This is a genomic window from Comamonas testosteroni ATCC 11996 (assembly GCF_000241525.1).
Taxonomy (GTDB): domain Bacteria; phylum Pseudomonadota; class Gammaproteobacteria; order Burkholderiales; family Burkholderiaceae_C; genus Comamonas; species Comamonas testosteroni.
Genome location: NZ_AHIL01000008.1, coordinates 17,363 through 34,408, shown reverse-complemented (window position 1 = coordinate 34,408; position 17,046 = coordinate 17,363). Strand labels below are relative to the sequence as shown.

The 17,046-nt window shown below is 63.4% G+C and carries 13 protein-coding genes and 1 riboswitch; of the genes, 12 read left to right on the top strand and 1 reads right to left on the bottom strand.

What is annotated here, in order from left to right:
• Positions 1–13: 13 nt before the first annotated feature.
• The 6 genes from CTATCC11996_RS03315 (at position 14) to CTATCC11996_RS03290 (ending at position 8,301) form a co-directional block, all read left to right on the top strand.
• Positions 14–2,707, top strand: a complete 2,694-nt coding sequence (locus tag CTATCC11996_RS03315; RefSeq protein ID WP_003073055.1) for a sensor histidine kinase — start codon at positions 14–16, stop codon at positions 2,705–2,707.
• Between the two features lie 35 nt (positions 2,708–2,742).
• The gene (locus tag CTATCC11996_RS03310; protein ID WP_003073053.1) at positions 2,743–3,450 is read left to right on the top strand and encodes a response regulator; all 708 of its coding nucleotides are present in this window, start codon (positions 2,743–2,745) and stop codon (positions 3,448–3,450) included.
• 18 nt (positions 3,451–3,468) lie between these two features.
• Positions 3,469–3,566: riboswitch (S-adenosyl-L-homocysteine riboswitch) on the top strand.
• 75 nt (positions 3,567–3,641) lie between these two features.
• Positions 3,642–5,072, top strand: coding sequence for an adenosylhomocysteinase (gene ahcY / locus CTATCC11996_RS03305; RefSeq protein ID WP_003073052.1), 1,431 nt, complete (start codon positions 3,642–3,644; stop codon positions 5,070–5,072).
• A gap of 309 nt (positions 5,073–5,381) precedes the next feature.
• Positions 5,382–6,578, top strand: coding sequence for a TlyA family RNA methyltransferase (locus CTATCC11996_RS03300; RefSeq protein ID WP_003073050.1), 1,197 nt, complete (start codon positions 5,382–5,384; stop codon positions 6,576–6,578).
• A 78-nt stretch (positions 6,579–6,656) separates the two neighbouring features.
• Complete coding sequence (gene metF, locus CTATCC11996_RS03295) at positions 6,657–7,484, top strand: methylenetetrahydrofolate reductase [NAD(P)H] (protein WP_003073048.1); 828 nt, start codon at positions 6,657–6,659, stop codon at positions 7,482–7,484.
• A gap of 73 nt (positions 7,485–7,557) precedes the next feature.
• On the top strand, positions 7,558–8,301 hold the full coding sequence (locus CTATCC11996_RS03290) for a septal ring lytic transglycosylase RlpA family protein (RefSeq protein WP_407931668.1): 744 nt from the start codon (positions 7,558–7,560) through the stop codon (positions 8,299–8,301).
• Positions 8,302–8,407: 106 nt separating this feature from the next.
• On the opposite strand, the gene CTATCC11996_RS03285 is transcribed toward CTATCC11996_RS03290, so the two are convergent.
• The gene (locus CTATCC11996_RS03285) at positions 8,408–9,274 is read right to left on the bottom strand and encodes a 23S rRNA (adenine(2030)-N(6))-methyltransferase RlmJ (RefSeq protein WP_003073044.1); all 867 of its coding nucleotides are present in this window, start codon (positions 9,272–9,274) and stop codon (positions 8,408–8,410) included.
• A 332-nt stretch (positions 9,275–9,606) separates the two neighbouring features.
• On the opposite strand from CTATCC11996_RS03285, the gene rplM reads away from it, so the two are divergent.
• The 6 genes from rplM to xdhB all read left to right on the top strand — a co-directional run bounded on the left by rplM (position 9,607) and on the right by xdhB (position 16,904).
• Positions 9,607–10,035, top strand: a complete 429-nt coding sequence (gene rplM, locus CTATCC11996_RS03280; protein WP_003059004.1) for a 50S ribosomal protein L13 — start codon at positions 9,607–9,609, stop codon at positions 10,033–10,035.
• A gap of 10 nt (positions 10,036–10,045) precedes the next feature.
• The gene (rpsI, locus tag CTATCC11996_RS03275; RefSeq protein ID WP_003059002.1) at positions 10,046–10,438 is read left to right on the top strand and encodes a 30S ribosomal protein S9; all 393 of its coding nucleotides are present in this window, start codon (positions 10,046–10,048) and stop codon (positions 10,436–10,438) included.
• 212 nt (positions 10,439–10,650) lie between these two features.
• Positions 10,651–11,016, top strand: a complete 366-nt coding sequence (erpA, locus tag CTATCC11996_RS03270; protein ID WP_003059000.1) for an iron-sulfur cluster insertion protein ErpA — start codon at positions 10,651–10,653, stop codon at positions 11,014–11,016.
• Between the two features lie 82 nt (positions 11,017–11,098).
• Positions 11,099–12,553: a multidrug transporter subunit MdtD gene (gene mdtD, locus CTATCC11996_RS03265; protein ID WP_256682774.1), complete on the top strand. Its 1,455-nt coding sequence runs from the start codon at positions 11,099–11,101 to the stop codon at positions 12,551–12,553.
• Positions 12,554–12,871: 318 nt separating this feature from the next.
• Positions 12,872–14,476: a xanthine dehydrogenase small subunit gene (gene xdhA, locus CTATCC11996_RS03260; protein ID WP_003073039.1), complete on the top strand. Its 1,605-nt coding sequence runs from the start codon at positions 12,872–12,874 to the stop codon at positions 14,474–14,476.
• A 1-nt stretch (position 14,477) separates the two neighbouring features.
• Complete coding sequence (gene xdhB / locus CTATCC11996_RS03255) at positions 14,478–16,904, top strand: xanthine dehydrogenase molybdopterin binding subunit (protein ID WP_003073037.1); 2,427 nt, start codon at positions 14,478–14,480, stop codon at positions 16,902–16,904.
• The last annotated feature ends 142 nt before the right edge of the window (positions 16,905–17,046 follow it).

The window sequence follows — 17,046 nt, the reverse complement described above, 5'->3', positions numbered from 1 at the left end:
CGCTGATCGCCTGATGCCTTCATCCACACCCTCATCCGCCGCGCAGCGCCCCGACCCCGATGCGCTGGTCGCTCAACTGCAGGCAGATCGGCAGCGCGCTCATCTCGGCAAGCTGCGCATCTACTTTGGCTCCAATGCCGGAGTGGGCAAGACCTATTCCATGCTGGCGGCCGCGCAGCGCGAGCGGCAGGCCGGGCGCAAGGTTCTGGTGGGGCTGGTGGAGACGCATGGCCGTGCCGAGACCGAGCAGCAACTGCATGACCTGGAGCTGCTGCCGCGTCGCACGCTGGCCTACCAGGGCAGGCAGCTGGACGAGTTCGACCTCGATGCAGCTTTGCAACGCCGCCCGGAGGTGCTGCTGCTCGACGAGCTGGCGCACAGCAATGTGAGCGGCTCACGCCACCCCAAGCGCTGGCAGGATGTGCAGGAGCTGCTGGAGGCGGGTATCGAGGTGTGGACCACGCTCAACGTTCAGCATCTGGAAAGCCTCAACGATGTGGTGGGCGGCATTGTGGGCATACAGGTCCATGAGACCGTGCCCGACCATATCTTTGACGATGCCGACGAGGTCATCGTCGTCGATATCCCGCCCGAGGAGCTGCTCAAGCGCCTCAAGTCGGGCAAGGTCTATCCGCTGGAGCAGGCCGAGCGGGCCTCGCGCAATTTCTTTCGCCAGGGCAATTTGCTGGCGCTGCGCGAGCTGGCCTTGCGCCGCACGGCCGATCGTGTCGATGAAGACATGCGCGACTATCGCCGCGAGCGCTCCATCGGCGATGTCTGGCCCACGCGCGAGCGCCTGCTGGTGGGCGTGGGCGGCCGCGCCGGTGACGATGCCCTGGTGCGCCAGGTGGCACGCCTGGCAAGGCGGCTGGAGGCTGACTGGGTGGTGGTCTATGTGGATGCGCCGGAACGCCAGCATCGGCCTCGGGCAGCGCAGGAGGCCGTGCTCAAGACCCTGGCGCTGGCCGCGCGTCTGGGCGCGGAAACGGCCACCATTCCCGGTGCCCATGTGGCCCAGGCTCTGGTGGACTTTGCGCGCGAGCGCAATGCCAGTCATCTGGTGCTGGCGCGTGTGCATGAACCTTTGAGCCGCTGGCTGCGCTGGCGTGCCCCCAGCCTGTCCGAACAGATTGCGGCGCTGGATCCCGGCCTGGACGTGCTGCTGCTGTCGGTCAAGCAAAGCAAGAACGACAGCACCTTGCGATTGCCGGTGGCGCGTGAAAAGGCCATTCCGTGGAAGGGCTATGCAGGCGTGACCCTGGCATGCCTGGCCGCTACAGCGGTGGCGGAGCTGCTGCTGCAGGTGTTCGACCCGGCCAATGTGGTCATGCTTTTCCTGCTGGTGGTGGTGCTGTCCGCCGTGCGCTGGGGGCGCGGCCCTGGTGCATGGGCGGCCCTGCTGTCGGTGCTGCTGTTCGATTTCTACTTTGTGCCGCCGCGAAACTCCTTCAGCGTCAACGATACGCAATACCTGTTCACCTTCAGCCTGATGCTGGGTGTGGCCCTGGTCTGCGGCCAGCTGACGGCGCGGCTGCGCCACGAGGCGCGCGTGGCCGCAGAGCGCGAAAGGCGGGCCGGCGCGCTGGCCAGGCTGGCGCGTGACCTGTCGGGTGCGCTGACGCAGGAGCAGGTCACGCAGATCGCGCTGGCTACGATTTCAGGCGTTTTTGATGCCCAGACCGGGCTGCTGGTGCCCGATGCCGATGAGCGCTTGCAGCTGGTGCAGGGCAGCGAAGGTCAGATCGACACCAGCGTGGGCCGCTGGAGCATGGAGCATGGCCAGATGGCCGGCCACGGCACCGATACCCTGGCCGCCGCGCCGGCGCTTTATGTGCCGCTGATGGCGCCCGTGCGCTCGCGCGGCGTGCTGGTGCTGCAGCTGCGTGCGCCGCAGAAGTTGCGGGTGCCCGAGGAGCGCCGCCTGCTCGATGCCTGTGCCAGCCAGATCGCCCTGGCCTTGGAGCGTGTGCATTTTGTGGAGGTGGCGCAGCAGACCCAGATCGCCATGGAGGGCGAGCGCATGCGCAACACCTTGCTCTCGGCCGTCTCGCACGATCTGCGCACGCCGCTGACGGGCATCCTGGGCGCGGCCCAGGCGGCCTTGCCGCATGCGCCCCAGGGGCCGGCGCATCACATGCTGGTGCAGATCCGCAATCAGGCGCAGGCGCTGCAGCAACTGGTGGACAACCTGCTGGCCATGGCGCGCCTGCAGCAAGGCGGCGTGCAGCTCAAGCGTGAATGGCTGCCGGTGGACGAGCTGGTGGGCAGCGCGCTGGCGCAGATGCGCGAGCGACTGGCCGCTCATGCGCTGCAGACCGCGCTGCCGGCCGATCTGCCCTTGCTGCAGCTCGATGCCGTGCTCATGGAGCGTGTGCTGGTCAATCTGCTGGACAACGCCATCAAGTACACGCCCGAAGGCACGACGATCACCGTGACAGCGAGCGTGGCCGATGGCGACTGTGTGCTGAGCGTGCAGGACGCGGGGCCGGGCCTGCCAGTGCATCTTTCGCCCGAGCAGTTGTTCGAACCCTTTACCCGCGGGCAGGCGGAGAGTGCCGTGTTCGGCATGGGGCTCGGACTGGCGCTGGCGCAGCGCATCGTGCAGGCCCATGGCGGCAGATTGCGGGTGGCGGTGGCAGACCCCGGGCCGGGCACCATTTTCAGCGTACATCTGCCCGTGCCGGAGCAGCCGGCCATGGACGAATGAGCCGACAATCCCGTGCATCACATGCAAATCCGAACATGACAAGCGCCGCACCCCGCATCTTGCTGATTGAAGACGACGCCAGCATCCGCCGCTTTGTGCGCCTGGCACTGGAGGACGAAGGCTGGCAGGTATTCGAGTCAGAAACCGCCAGGCGCGGCCTGATCGAGGCCGCCAGCCGCCAGCCCGATGCCGTGGTGCTGGATCTGGGCCTACCCGATGCGGATGGCAAGACCGTGATTGCCGAGCTGCGCAGCTGGAGCCAGCTGCCGATTCTGATCCTGTCCGCGCGCGAGCGGGAGGAGGAAAAGGTGGCGGCGCTGGACGCCGGGGCTGATGACTACCTGACCAAGCCCTTTGGCGTGCCAGAGCTGCTGGCCAGGCTGCGCGTGATGCTGCGCCGCCGCCAGCAGGCGTCGGCGTCAGACAAGCCCGGCAGTTGTGCGCGTTTCGGTGCTCTGGTGGTGGATCTGGCGACGCACGATGTCAGGCGTGACGGTGTGGCCGTGCACCTCACACCCATAGAGTTTCGTCTGCTGGCGGCCCTGATTGCCGGCCATGGCAAGGTGCTGACGCATCGCCAGCTGCTGCTGCAGGTATGGGGGGCAGAATATCTGGATCGCCCTCACTATCTGCGCGTGCACATGGCCAATCTGCGCCAGAAGCTGGAGAGCGATCCGGCCCAGCCCCGGCATCTGGTAACCGAGTTGCAAGTCGGTTATCGCTTGGTGGGCCTGGAAGGCTGATTCCTTTATAATCGCCGTCCATCCGAGGAGCGTTGCAGCGTTCCCCCGGCCAGCCATGAGCTGGTCTGCGCGGGGCGTGAGGCTCGGATTTCATCCCGCAACGACGCTCGCCCACGCTTTCTGTGCGGTGAGCCGGTTCATTCCCCCTCTGCTGCAGAACGTGGTTTTTCATTCAAGATTTGGAGAAAACCATGAACGCTGCCGTGCGCTTCAACCCCGCTGATTCGGCCATTACCGATATTTCCCTGGCTGCCTGGGGCCGCAAGGAAATCAAGATCGCCGAAACCGAAATGCCCGGTCTGATGGCTGTGCGTGAAGAGTTCGCTGCTGCCCAGCCCCTGAAGGGCGCGCGCATCACGGGCTCGCTGCACATGACCATCCAGACGGCCGTGCTGATCGAGACGCTGACGGCTCTGGGCGCACAAGTGCGCTGGGCTTCGTGCAACATCTTCTCGACCCAGGACCACGCAGCAGCTGCCATCGCCGAAACCGGCGTGCCTGTCTACGCCATCAAGGGCGAGTCGCTGGAAGACTACTGGAACTACACCCACTCCATCTTTGAATTCGGCGCCGCCGGCACCGAAGGCGAAGGCCCCAACATGATCCTGGACGACGGCGGCGATGCCACCATGCTCATGCACCTGGGCAAGCGCGCCGAGAAGGACCTGTCCGTGCTGGCCAACCCCGGCTCGGAAGAAGAGCGCATCGTCTTCGCCGCCATCAAGGCCAAGCTGGCCGTGGACCCCACCTGGTACAGCCGCAAGTCGGCCCAGATCCTGGGCGTGACCGAAGAAACCACCACTGGCGTGCACCGCCTGAACGAAATGTCTGCCAACGGCAGCCTGCTGTTCCGCGCGATCAATGTGAATGACTCGGTGACCAAGTCCAAGTTCGACAACCTGTACGGCTGCCGTGAATCGCTGGTGGACGGCATCAAGCGCGCCACCGACGTGATGATCGCCGGCAAGGTTGCCGTGGTCGCCGGTTACGGCGACGTAGGCAAGGGCTGCGCCCAGGCGCTGTCTGCGCTGCGCGCTCAAGTGTGGGTGACCGAGATCGACCCCATCAATGCACTGCAGGCCGCCATGGAAGGCTATCGTGTAGTGACCATGGAATATGCCGCCGACAAGTGCGACATCTTCGTGACCACCACCGGCAACAAGGACATCATCCGCCACGAGCACATGGTTGCCATGAAGGATGAGGCCATCGTCTGCAACATCGGTCACTTCGACAACGAAATCGATGTGGCTTCGATCGAGAAGTACGAGTGGGAAGAGATCAAGCCCCAGGTCGACCACATCACCTTCCCCGACGGCAAGAAGATCATCCTGCTGGCCAAGGGCCGTCTGGTGAACCTGGGTTGCGCCACCGGCCACCCCAGCTTCGTGATGTCCAACTCGTTTGCCAACCAGACCCTGGCGCAGATCGAGCTGTTCACCCGCCCCGACGCCTACGAAGTGGGCAAGGTCTATGTGCTGCCCAAGGTGCTGGACGAAAAGGTCGCACGCCTGCACCTGAAGAAGGTGGGCGCCATGCTGACCGAGCTGAGCGACGAGCAAGCCGCCTATATCGGCGTGAGCAAGCAAGGCCCTTACAAGCCTGAAACTTATCGCTATTAATAGCACCCCCTGAGGCGCTTTGCGCCTTCCCCCTCTCTCTACGCGCTGCGCGCTAGGGGAGGGGGACGACAGCTTTGCTGCGCGGCGGCGCTTGCTCGCTGTCACTTTGCTAGGCTCTGCCAGTATTAGTGAGCGGCTGTCGTGGTTTAAATTTAATAGCTTCTTGCGCACGTCATATATAGATTTCAGGTGAATATTTATCTGAAATCAAGATGTATCAAGCGAATGCAGCTATCTAAAAAGATTTCTTTTGCCCGCTGCATCTTTGTGCAGCGCCTGGCGCCGGTTTATTTCAAAGGAAGCGACGCTATGCGCGCAGATGTTTTTTTGGTTGAAGCAGGTCATGCTGCCACCCGTTCCCAGGCCCAGCGCCTGATCGCCTCGGGTGTGGAGTGGCGCCTGACGCCGTTGGCGCCATGGAAGAAGGTGGCCAAGAACGGCGACGAGATTCCTGCCGGTGCCGAGCTGCAGCTGCTGGACGCCGCCGAGGCCAAATACATCTCGCGCGGTGGACTCAAGCTCGAGGGCGCGCTGGCCGCGACCGGCCTGAGCGTCAAGGGCTTGCGCTGTCTGGACGTGGGCCAGAGCACGGGCGGCTTTACCGATTGCCTGCTGCAGGCCGGTGCGACCCAGGTCATCGGCATCGACGTGGGTCATGGCCAGCTGCACGAGCGCCTGAAGAATGACGAGCGCGTGGTCTGCGTCGAGGGCTTCAATGCCCGCGCGCTGACGCCCGAGCTGCTGGAAAAGGCCTGCGACGAAGCGCTGTGCGAAGTCATCGAGGAAGAAGAGGACAACGACACCCAGCCCGTCGCCCCCTATGCCTGGATGCGCAACGGCGGTCAGGTCGATGAGGACTATGACGACAGCGACGATGCCAAGGAGCAGGATGTCGAGAGCTTCAAGGCCGAGCGCGCCGCCAAGGCCAAGGCCCGGGCCGAAGGGCTGGCTCCGGTGGAGTTGCGCCGCAAGCCCGGCACCGAAAATATCGACATCACCCCGGCATTTGATTTCGTGACCGGCGATCTGTCCTTCATCTCGCTGACCCTGGTGCTGCCTGCCGTGGTGCAGGTGCTCAAGCCCCATGGCCAGTTGCTGATGTTGGTCAAGCCCCAGTTCGAGCTGCAGCCCGGCCAGATCGGCAAGGGCGGCATCGTGCGCGACCCGGCCTTGTACGCCGAGGTCGAAAAGCGCATTCGCGACTGCCTCGGCGATCTGGGGCTGAGCGTCAAGCAGTGGCTGGACTCGTCCATTGAAGGCGGCGACGGCAATCACGAATTCTTTGTCTGGGCCCAGCAGGGCGCTGAAGTCAAGGCGCCGGCCCCGGCTGTTGCAGACGAATCGGCTGCGGCCAGGCCTGCTGTCAAGGCGGCCGCCAAGCGCCCTTCGCGTGCCGACATCAAGGCCCAGCGCGCCAAGCAGGAACTGTATGAGGACCCCGAGGTGGCCAGCTTCGGTCAGCCCGGCCCGGGCCGCAGCAAGCAGAAAAAACGCAACGAACGTTGAGCGTTGAGTAAAAAAGCGTGGCGGGTGCCGAGCCTTCGGAGCCCGCCTATGACCCAGGATTCAGAGACATAGACCGCCATGAGCTTTCCCGTCAGCTTCGAGTTTTTCCCCACCAAGACGCCCGAAGGCGCTGCCAAGCATGTGGGCGTGCGCCAGGCCCTGTATGCGCGCAAGCCCGAGTTCTGCTCCGTGACCTATGGCGCGGGCGGCTCCACCCAGGCCGGCACCTTCACCATGGTGCGCGACATTCAGAACGAGGGTGTGGGCGCGGCCTCGCACTTCTCCTGCATCGGCGCCACGCATGAAAAAGTGCGCGCCGAGCTGAACGAACTCAAGGCCATGGGCGTCAAGCGTATCGTCGCCTTGCGCGGCGACCTGCCCAGCGGCTACGGCCTGGGCGGCGAGTTCCAGTACGCCAGCGATCTGGTGGCTTTCGTGCGTCAGGGGTTCGGCGACTGGTTTCACATCGAAGTGGCCGCCTATCCCGAAACTCACCCTCAAGCAAAGTCCCCTCGCAGCGATCTGGACGCATTTGTTGCTAAAGTGCGCGCTGGTGCAGATTCCGCCATCACGCAATACTTCTACAATGCCGACGCATACATGCGCTTTGTCGATGAGGTGAGGGCTCTGGGGCTCGACGTGCCGGTCGTGCCAGGAATCATGCCTATTACCAGCTCTACACAGCTGATGCGCTTCTCGGATGCATGTGGTGCCGAGATTCCGCGCTGGATTCGTCTGCGTCTGCAGGCGTTCGGAGATGACACCGCTTCCATTCGTGCGTTCGGTCTGGATGTCGTGACTCATCTATGCGAGCAGTTGCGCAGCCAGGGTGCTCCCGGGCTGCACTTCTATACGATGAACCAGAGCGTCGCCACTCTGGAGATCTGCGACCGTCTGGGTCTGTAAGCCAAAAGCTTGCCGGCCGCGAGGCGGCCGGTCTTGGGCGGCTCTCACTTGAGCTTTCAAGGAGATTGCGCCCGTGCAACCGAAATTTTGGCGCTTGCGTTGTTGTCAGTGGATAGGTCTTGCCGTCGTTACCGCGACCATGGCCGGTTGTGCTCCACTGCAGGAAAAGCCCGAGGAGCAGCCCCCCGTCGTTCAGAGCCAGCCCCGAAAAAAGGGCGCGCAGCCCAGTGTCTCCGCCCCCCTGCTGCCCGACGCCTATGCGCGCAGCAACTATCGCGACAAAGGCCTGGGCGTCAAGGCCAACAAGCCTGCGGATGCCGACAAGGCAGACCTGCCAGAAGACAGCAGCAAGTACGAACTGAGCCCTCCGCGTGAAAGCGACCAGGCGGGCCTGGCCTCCTGGTATGGCGAGCAGTTCCACGGCCGCAAGACGGCCAGCGGCGAGCGCTTTGACAGCATGGACATGACGGCAGCGCACAAGACCCTGCCTTTCGGGACGCGCGTTTGCGTGCGTAGCTCCGTGACCGGCAAGAGCGTGGTGGTGCGTATCAATGACCGAGGCCCCTTCGCGCCCGGTCGCGTCATCGACCTGAGCAAGGCCGCGGCCCAGGAGCTGGGCATGCTCGGCCTGGGCATCAAGCCCGTGGAGCTGTGGCAGCTGGACGCCGACGAAGACGAGTGCCCGGCCACGCTCAATGCGTCAAGCCGAAAGCGTCACCCCAGTGTGGCGCAGGGCGCTGCAGCCGCCAAGACGCGCGCGGCGTCCGCGAATCAGCCCGCGCGCAAGGTCTCCCAGACCGCCAAGCGCAAGCGCTGAATCTTTATTGCTGGTTGAAGGCGACGCGCCGCCTGCAAAGCCGGTGCGCCCGGACTGCAGAGGGCCGGCAAAAAAGGTCGGCAAGAGCCGACCCGCAGCCGCGCAGTCAGCCGCCAGACTCCAGCGTGAATCCTGCATTGCTGTCCTGACCCAGCAGCTTGACCAGCTGCGGCATGGCGGGCTTGAGCTGATCCTTGAGATTGAACGGCGGGTTGATCAGGAACATGCCGCTGGCGGGCAGACCACCGCGTTCCGAGGTCTTGTTGCTCTTGACCGTGAGCGTGGCATGCAGCCAGCTCTTGCCGGCCTTGGTGGCCATGGTCTTGAGACGCTTGGGCAGATCATGGGCTTCGGGGCGCGGGATGATGGGGTACCAGACAGCGTAAGTGCCCGTGGGAAAGCGCTTGAGGCCGTCCGCCGCCATGTCCAGCACGCGGCCGTAGTCGGTCTTCAATTCGTAGCTCGGATCGCACAGCAGCAAGGCACGGCGCGATGGTGGAGGCAGGAATTTCTTCACGCCTTCAAAGCCATCCTCGTGCAGGATGGCGACCTGACGCCTGACTTCCAGCTGGGCCATGTTGCCGGTCAGCGAGCGCATGTCCGTGGGGTGCAGCTCGAAGGCCTTGAGACGGTCATGACCGCGCAGCAGTGCCTGGGCGATGAAGGGCGAGCCGGGATAGTTGCGGATGGCATTGCCCTGGTTGAAGCGGCGCACCATCTGCAGATAGTCCTGCAGCACCGGGGCCAGCTCGGCCTCCTTGGTGGCGGCCAGGCGCAGCACGCCTTCTTCGGCCTCGCCGCTCTTGCTGGCGTAGTCGCCGTCCAGGCGGTACAGGCCGGCTCCGCCGTGGGTGTCGAGCACCGTCAGCGCAGCCTCTTTTTGCGTGAGGTATTGCACGGTGGCAATCAGAACAGTGTGCTTGAGCACATCGGCGTGATTGCCTGCATGGAAGGCGTGGCGGTAACTGAACATAGAGATGGATGGTAACCAGCAGGGCAAGAGGGGAACAGCACTTTTTACCCTGTGGTCTTTAAAGGCTGTCGGCGCCTGGGTGCAGAGGGAGAAACAGGCGCTAGGGGCTGTTTCACAACAGGCTGCTGCACGAAAACACGCAGATTCTGGCGTTTTTGTATAATGGCGGGCTTCGCAGCGATTTTATGGTTCCCGCGGCGAAGGCTTGGGCCAAGTTTAAATTGGTCCGAGTAACCCCGCCTAAGAGGCTTCCTTTAAAAGACCTGTCTTTTTCAAGAAGAAGCACCGACCGCGGAAAAGGGACCGCCAAACCTTCTTGAAAGAGAAAACTCATGTCTACATTCAGCGCAAAGCCCGCTGAGGTGCAACACGAGTGGTTTGTGATTGACGCCACCGATAAGGTGCTCGGACGTGTCGCCAGCGAAGTGGCACTCCGTCTGCGCGGCAAGCACAAGGCCATTTACACACCTCACGTTGACACCGGTGACTACATCGTCATCATCAACGCCTCCAAGCTCAAGGTCACTGGTACCAAGAACCTGGACAAGGTGTACTACCGTCACTCCGGTTTCCCCGGTGGCATCACTGCTACCAACTTCCGCGACCTGCAAGCCAAGTTCCCTGGCCGTGCTCTCGAGAAGGCCGTCAAGGGCATGCTGCCCAAGGGTCCTCTGGGCTACGCCATGATCAAGAAGCTGAAGGTTTACGGCGGTGCTGAGCACCCCCATACCGCACAGCAGCCTAAGGCTCTGGAAATCTAAGGAGACCTAGATGATTGGTGATTGGAACAATGGCACAGGCCGTCGCAAGTCCAGCGTCGCTCGCGTGTTTCTGAAGAAGGGCTCCGGCAAGATTACTGTGAATGGCAAGGACATTCAGCAGTACTTCGGTCGCGAAACCTCCATCATGATCGCAAAGCAACCCCTGGTTCTGACTGAGAACCTGGAGACTTTCGACATTCAAGTGAACGTCCATGGCGGCGGCGAATCCGGTCAAGCCGGTGCAACCCGTCACGGCATCACTCGTGCCCTGATCGACTATGACGCAGCTCTGAAGCCTGCACTGAGCCAAGCCGGCTTCGTGACTCGCGACGCTCGTGAAGTCGAACGTAAGAAGGTCGGTCTGCACTCCGCACGCCGCGCCAAGCAGTTCTCGAAGCGTTAATCCGCGTCCCCTGCAGGAAAGACTCTTCGGAGTCTTTTCACGAAAAAACCGCCTCGAATGCAAGTTCCTGGCGGTTTTTTCATGGGCGGCATGCGCCTTGTCCAGCGCTTGCGCAAAGCCCCCACTTGCACTGGCGACAAAGAGATACGGCCGGTATTCCCGAGCCCCTTGCTGTACCATTTCAGGCAATCAAGAAACTACGGAGTAATGCCATGAGCGCCGTTGCTGAAACCACGACCACCGAAATGCCTTCCCCCATCGTCTTCACCGACAGCGCTGCTGCCAAGGTGGCCGACCTGATTGCCGAAGAAGGCAATCCCGATCTGAAGCTGCGCGTTTTTGTGCAAGGTGGTGGCTGCTCCGGTTTCCAGTACGGTTTCACCTTCGACGAGATCACCAACGACGACGACACCACCATGACCAAGAACGGTGTCTCGCTGCTGATCGACTCCATGAGCTATCAATACCTGGTGGGTGCCGAGATCGACTACAAGGAAGATCTGCAGGGCGCTCAGTTCGTGATCAAGAACCCCAACGCCTCGACCACCTGCGGCTGCGGTTCCAGCTTCTCGGTCTGAGTCGAATGATTGTCTGCGCGCCGGCCGCTGTGGTCTGGCGTTCGCATATTGCTTAAGCCGCTGCGAGTCAGCGGCTTTTTTGTTGCCGTGCCGCCTTGTTCCGGAGCTGCCCATGGGTGAGATGCCCGCCGCGCACCATAGTGCCCCCCACAAAGAAAGACTGCTGTGGCTGGTGGCCATAGGCTTTTTCATGCAGTCGCTGGACGCGACCATTCTCAACACGGCCTTGCCGGCGATGGCGACCGAGCTGGGCGAGAGCCCGATGAAGATGCAGTCCGTCATCGTGGCCTATGCGCTGACCACGGCCATGCTGATCCCGGCCACGGGCTGGGTGGCCGACCGCTTTGGCACGCGGCGCGTCTACGGCTGGGCGATCGGCCTGTTTGTGCTGGGTTCGGTGCTGTGCGCGCTCTCGCCCAGCCTGCCGTTTCTGATCGCGGCACGCGTGGTGCAGGGCGTGGGCGGGGCCATGATGCTGCCCGTGGGGCGGCTGGCCGTGCTGCGCACCTATCCGCGTGGCGAGTTCATCCGCGCCATGAGCTTTATTGCCATACCGGGCCAGGTCGGCCCGCTGCTGGGGCCTACCCTGGGCGGCTGGATGGTGGAGTACGCCAGCTGGCACTGGATCTTCTGGATCAATGTGCCCGTGGGACTGATCGGGCTGTGGGCGACCTGGCGCTGGTTCCCGCGCAGCGCGCCCGTGGCCGTGCACCGCTTTGACGGCACGGGCTATGCCATGCTGGCCTTCGGCATGGTGGCTATTTCAATCGCGCTGGACGGCCTGTCCGGCATGGGGCTGGGCATGGCGCTGGTGGTGGTGCTCATGGTGTTCGGCCTGGCCAGCCTGGCCAGCTACTGGATGCATGCGCTGCGCGTGGATGAGCCGCTGTTCCCGCCAGGCCTGTTCAAGGTGCGCTCGCTGCGAGTGGGTCTGCTGGGCAATCTGTTCACCCGTTTCGGCAGCGGCGCCGCGCCGTTCCTGATCCCGCTGATGCTGCAGGTCGGCCTCAAGATGTCGCCCATGAACGCGGGTCTGATGATGCTGGCCACCGTCACCGGCAGCATGCTGGTCAAGCGCATTGCCGTGCGCACGGTGCAGCGCTTTGGCTACAAGCGCGTGCTGCAGGTCAACTCGGTGATGCTGGCGGTGATGCTGGCTTCCTTCGGGCTGGTGGTGCCGGGAACGCCGGTCTGGTTGCTTCTGGTGCAGCTGTTCATCTTCGGCGGCTTCAACTCCATGCAGTTCTCGGCCATGAATTCGGTCACGCTCAAGGATATGGAGGGCGAGTCTGCCAGCAGCGGCAACAGCCTGCTGTCCATGGTGCAGATGCTGGCCATGAGCATGGGCGTGGCCCTGGCCGGCGCCTTGCTGACGGGCTTCAGCGATATGTGGCCGGCGCACAGCGACGAGCGCATGCAGGCCATTCGCGCCACCTTTGTGACGGTGGCGCTGATGACGCTGGCGGCAACACTGGTGTTCAGTCAGCTCGATGCCGACGAGCCCGTGCGCCCGGCTCCGGATGGTGGCGACGCCTGAAAATTTGATAGCTTATAGCGATTGTCAATAAACGATTTAAGATAGTTTTATCTATGAAATTGTTTATTGGAAGGCGCTATTAGCTATTGATTAAGTAGCGCGACTCGGCTCCCACTTCCTGGTAGTTACCCGTAGGGAGCCGGGTTTTGTACGGGTTCTCCCTTGATTTTGGTCACGGATATATGACGCGCTACATAGCCCCTATGAGCGCGTCTGTATGAGAAGCTGCCCCTGCAGGCGTAGCCTTCGATCTTGACGAATGCTGCGTTTGGAATGCATCTTGCATGCAGGCATTCAATCTCACCCTGTCCCACGATCATGAGCACCAGTCAGAACTCTCAACCGATACGCTTCTTCCACCGCGGCGAGGTGGTGGAGGTGCAAGGCCCGCACCCCACACGCTCCGTGCTCCAATGGCTGCGCGAGGATGCCCATTGCACCGGCACCAAGGAAGGCTGCAACGAAGGCGACTGCGGTGCCTGCACGGTAGTCATCGGCGAGCTGGCCGAAGCCGGCGATACCGAGGCCGTCAACGGCCTGCGCCTGCAGACCGTCAATGCCTGCATTCAGTTTCTGCCCAGCCTGCATGGCAAGGCCTTGTTCACGGTGGAAGACCTCAAGAGCCAGTGCGCGGGCAAGTCTGCCTGCGCCGGCAAGCCCGCAGGCCCGCAAAGTCTGCATCCGGTACAGCAGGCCATGGTGGAGTGCCATGGCTCGCAATGCGGCTTCTGCACGCCAGGCATCGTGATGACGCTGTGGTCGGCCTATGAGCATCACCAGCAGCAGGGCAGCGAGCCCACGCGTCAGCAACTGGCCGACGAGCTCTCGGGAAATCTGTGCCGCTGCACGGGCTACCGCCCGATTCTCGATGCCGGTCAGCGCATGTTCGATCTGCCTGCCGTGCGTCTGGATACGGCGCCCGTGGTGGCTGCACTGCAAGGCCTGCAGGCCGGCAATGCAGGGCTGAACTATGCGGCGCCCCAGGGCCTGCGCACCGACTTCTTCCATGCTCCGCGCACGCTGGCGGATCTGGCCAGCCTGTGCGAGGCCAAGCCCAAGGCGCGCATCGTGGCAGGCTCCACCGATGTGGGGCTCTGGGTCAACAAGCAGTTCCGCGATCTGGGCGACATGATTTACGTCGGCGACGTGGCCGAGATGAAGCGCATCGAAGTGCGGCCCGACGCCGAGGGCGGCGAGCTGTACATCGGTGCCGGGGCTTCGCTGGAATCGGCCTGGAGCGCGCTGGTGCAGCGCTGGCCCAGTCTGACCGATGTCTGGCTGCGCTTTGCCTCCACGCCCATCCGCCACGCGGGGACCATGGGCGGCAATGTGGCCAACGGCTCGCCGATCGGCGATTCGCCGCCGGTGCTGATGGCGCTGGATGCCCAGATCGAGTTGCGCAAGGGCGAGCGCGTGCGCCGCATGCCGCTGACGGAGTTCTATCTGGACTATATGAAGAACCAGCTGGAGGCAGGCGAGTTCGTGCAGGCCCTGGCGGTGCCGCTGGCGGCCATGCAGCGCCAGGTGCGCGGCTACAAGATCAGCAAGCGCTTCGACTGCGATATCTCGGCCCTGTGCGCCGGCTTTGCCATCGAGCTCGATGGCGAGATCGTGCAATCCATCCGACTGGCTTTTGGCGGCATGGCCGCCACGGTCAAAAGAGCGGCGGCCGCCGAATCGGCCCTGCTGGGCAAGCCCTGGAGCCTTGAAAACGTGAAGGCCGCGCAGGCCGCACTGGCCCAGGATTTCAAGCCCATGAGCGATATGCGCGCCAGCGCCGATTACCGCCTCAAGGTGGCGCAGAACCTGATCCAGCGTCTGTGGCTGGAAACCCGCGCCGATCAGCCGCAGGGCACTGATGCAACCAGTGTCTGGAGCGTGATGCCCCATGTCGTTCCCGCCGCCGTGGAGCAAGGAGTCTGAAATGAACAACCCCCTCGAATTGACGAATGAGTTGGTGGCGGAAGCCTTTGCCGATTACCGCAAGAATCAGGCCTATCGTATCGACGAAGTGACCGAGGCCAAGGCTCACGATCAGGGCGCGCGCGTGGGTGTCAGCCGCAAGCATGAGTCCGCACACCTGCATGTGGCCGGCGAGGCCGCCTATATCGACGACCTGCCCGAGCTGGAAGGCACGCTGCATTGCGCCCTGGGCCTCTCTCCCGTGGCCCACGGCCGTTTGACGGCGCTGGCGCTGGAGGCCGTGCGGGCCATGCCCGAAGTGGTGGACGTGATCACGGCGGCAGATATTCCCGGCGTCAACGACTGCGGCTCCATCATTCATGACGACCCCATCCTCTGCGATGGCGAGATCCGCTACGTAGGCCAGCCCCTGTTCGCCGTGATTGCCCGCTCGCGGGATGCGGCAAGACGTGCGGCCGCCCTGGCCAAGGCTGCGGCCACCATCAGCGAGCTGGCGCCCGTGCTGACGCCGCGCAAGGCCCATGAGCTGGGGCAGTATGTGATGCCGCCCATGCACCTGGAGCGCAGCACCCGCGAAGGCGGCGCGCGCGCCGCCATGGATGCCGCGCCGCACCGCCTCAAGGGCTCCTTCGATGTGGGCGGGCAGGAGCAGTTCTATCTGGAAGGACAGATCAGCTACGCCACGCCCAAGGAAGACGGGGCCGTGCATATTCATTGCTCCACCCAGCATCCCAGCGAGATGCAGCATCTGGTGGCACATGCTCTGGGCGTGGCTTCGCACAGCGTGCATGTGGAATGCCGGCGCATGGGCGGCGGCTTCGGCGGCAAGGAATCGCAGTCGGCGCTGTTTGCCTGCGTGGCGGCCGTGGCGGCCACCCGGCTGCAAAAGCCGGTCAAGCTGCGCCTGGACCGCGACGACGACTTCATGATCACCGGTCGCCGTCACTGCTTCTGGTATGAGTACGAAGTGGGCTATGACGATGAAGGCCGCGTGCTGGGAGCCGAGATCTCCATGGTCTCGCGTGCCGGTCACTCTGCCGATCTTTCGGCGCCGGTGATGACGCGTGCGCTGTGCCATTTCGACAATACCTACTGGCTGCCCGATGTGCTCATGCACGGCTATATGGGCAAGACCAACACCCAGAGCAATACGGCTTTCCGTGGCTTTGGCGGACCTCAGGGCGCGATTGCCATCGAGAACATTCTGGATACGGTGGCCCGCAGTCTGGGGCGTGATCCGCTTGATGTGCGGCGCGTCAACTTCTACGGCAAGGGCGAGCGCAACATCACGCCCTATGAGCAGGTCGTGACCGATAACGTGATTCACGAGCTGGTGGCCGAGCTGGAGGAGTCCAGCGACTACCGTGCGCGCCGAGCGGCCGTGAATGCCTTCAACGCCGGCAGTGCCGTGCTCAAGCGCGGCCTGGCGCTGACACCGCTGAAGTTCGGCATCTCCTTCAATGTGGCCCACTTCAACCAGGCCGGCGCACTGGTCCATATCTATACCGATGGCTCGATTCTCGTCAACCATGGCGGCACCGAAATGGGCCAGGGCCTGAACACCAAAGTGGCGCAGGTGGTGGCGCATGAGCTGGGCGTGGCCTTCGAGAATGTGCGCGTGACGGCCACCGATACGAGCAAGGTGGCCAACACCTCGGCCACGGCGGCCTCGACGGGGGCCGACCTCAACGGCAAGGCCGCACAGGATGCCGCACGCCAGCTGCGCGAGCGTCTGGCCGAATGCGCCGCGCGCCTGCATGGCGGCGAAGCGCATGACGTGCGCTTTGCCAACAATGCGGTGCAGGTCAATGGCCAGAATGTGCCGTTTGCCGAGCTGGTGCGCGCCGCCTATCTGCAGCGTGTGCAGCTGTGGTCGGATGGCTTCTATGCGACGCCCGGTCTGCACTGGGACGGCAAGCGCATGAAGGGCCACCCCTTCTTCTACTTTGCCTATGGCGCGGCCGTCAGCGAAGTGGTCATCGATACGTTGACGGGGGAATGGAAGCTGTTGCGCGCCGATGTGCTGCATGACGTGGGCCGCTCGCTGAACCCGGCCGTCGATGTGGGCCAGGTGGAGGGCGCCTTTATCCAGGGCATGGGCTGGCTGACCACCGAAGAGCTGGTCTGGCATCCGCAAACCGGAAAGCTCACGACCCACGCGCCCAGTACCTACAAGATTCCTACTGCCAATGACTGCCCGCCGGTCTTCAATGTGCGCCTGTTCGAGGGTGACAACTATGAAGACTCCATCCACCGCAGCAAGGCCGTTGGCGAGCCGCCGCTGCTGCTGCCGTTCTCGGTGTTCTTCGCGATTCGCGATGCGGTGTCGGCCGCCGGAGAGCACCGCATGAACCCTCCACTGCAGGCGCCTGCCACGTCAGAAGCCATCCTGCGCGCAGTGGAAGCCGTTCAAGGGCACACTGGCTAGTTTTTCCTCACAGGTGTTGTCGCCTTGCGGGGCGGCAGCCATTTGAGTCATGGCTGTTTGCCGCGGGGCAAGGCCATGTGCTGCGCCGCTCATTTGGCGGCGCAGGACCGGGCGCGTTCCTCGCGTTGCGCCTCGCATGCAA

Excerpts from the sequence above, each read along its gene's own strand:
- metF (WP_003073048.1), top strand. The coding sequence starts at position 6,657 with ATGAGCTTTCCCGTCAGCTTCGAGTTTTTCCCCACCAAGACGCCCGAA.
- xdhA (WP_003073039.1), top strand. The coding sequence starts at position 12,872 with ATGAGCACCAGTCAGAACTCTCAACCGATACGCTTCTTCCACCGCGGC.
- CTATCC11996_RS03285 (WP_003073044.1), bottom strand. The coding sequence starts at position 9,274 with ATGTTCAGTTACCGCCACGCCTTCCATGCAGGCAATCACGCCGATGTG.
- xdhB (WP_003073037.1), top strand. The coding sequence starts at position 14,478 with ATGAACAACCCCCTCGAATTGACGAATGAGTTGGTGGCGGAAGCCTTT.
- CTATCC11996_RS03300 (WP_003073050.1), top strand. The coding sequence starts at position 5,382 with ATGCGCGCAGATGTTTTTTTGGTTGAAGCAGGTCATGCTGCCACCCGT.
- erpA (WP_003059000.1), top strand. The coding sequence starts at position 10,651 with ATGAGCGCCGTTGCTGAAACCACGACCACCGAAATGCCTTCCCCCATC.
- rplM (WP_003059004.1), top strand. The coding sequence starts at position 9,607 with ATGTCTACATTCAGCGCAAAGCCCGCTGAGGTGCAACACGAGTGGTTT.
- CTATCC11996_RS03310 (WP_003073053.1), top strand. The coding sequence starts at position 2,743 with ATGACAAGCGCCGCACCCCGCATCTTGCTGATTGAAGACGACGCCAGC.
- rpsI (WP_003059002.1), top strand. The coding sequence starts at position 10,046 with ATGATTGGTGATTGGAACAATGGCACAGGCCGTCGCAAGTCCAGCGTC.
- CTATCC11996_RS03315 (WP_003073055.1), top strand. The coding sequence starts at position 14 with ATGCCTTCATCCACACCCTCATCCGCCGCGCAGCGCCCCGACCCCGAT.
- ahcY (WP_003073052.1), top strand. The coding sequence starts at position 3,642 with ATGAACGCTGCCGTGCGCTTCAACCCCGCTGATTCGGCCATTACCGAT.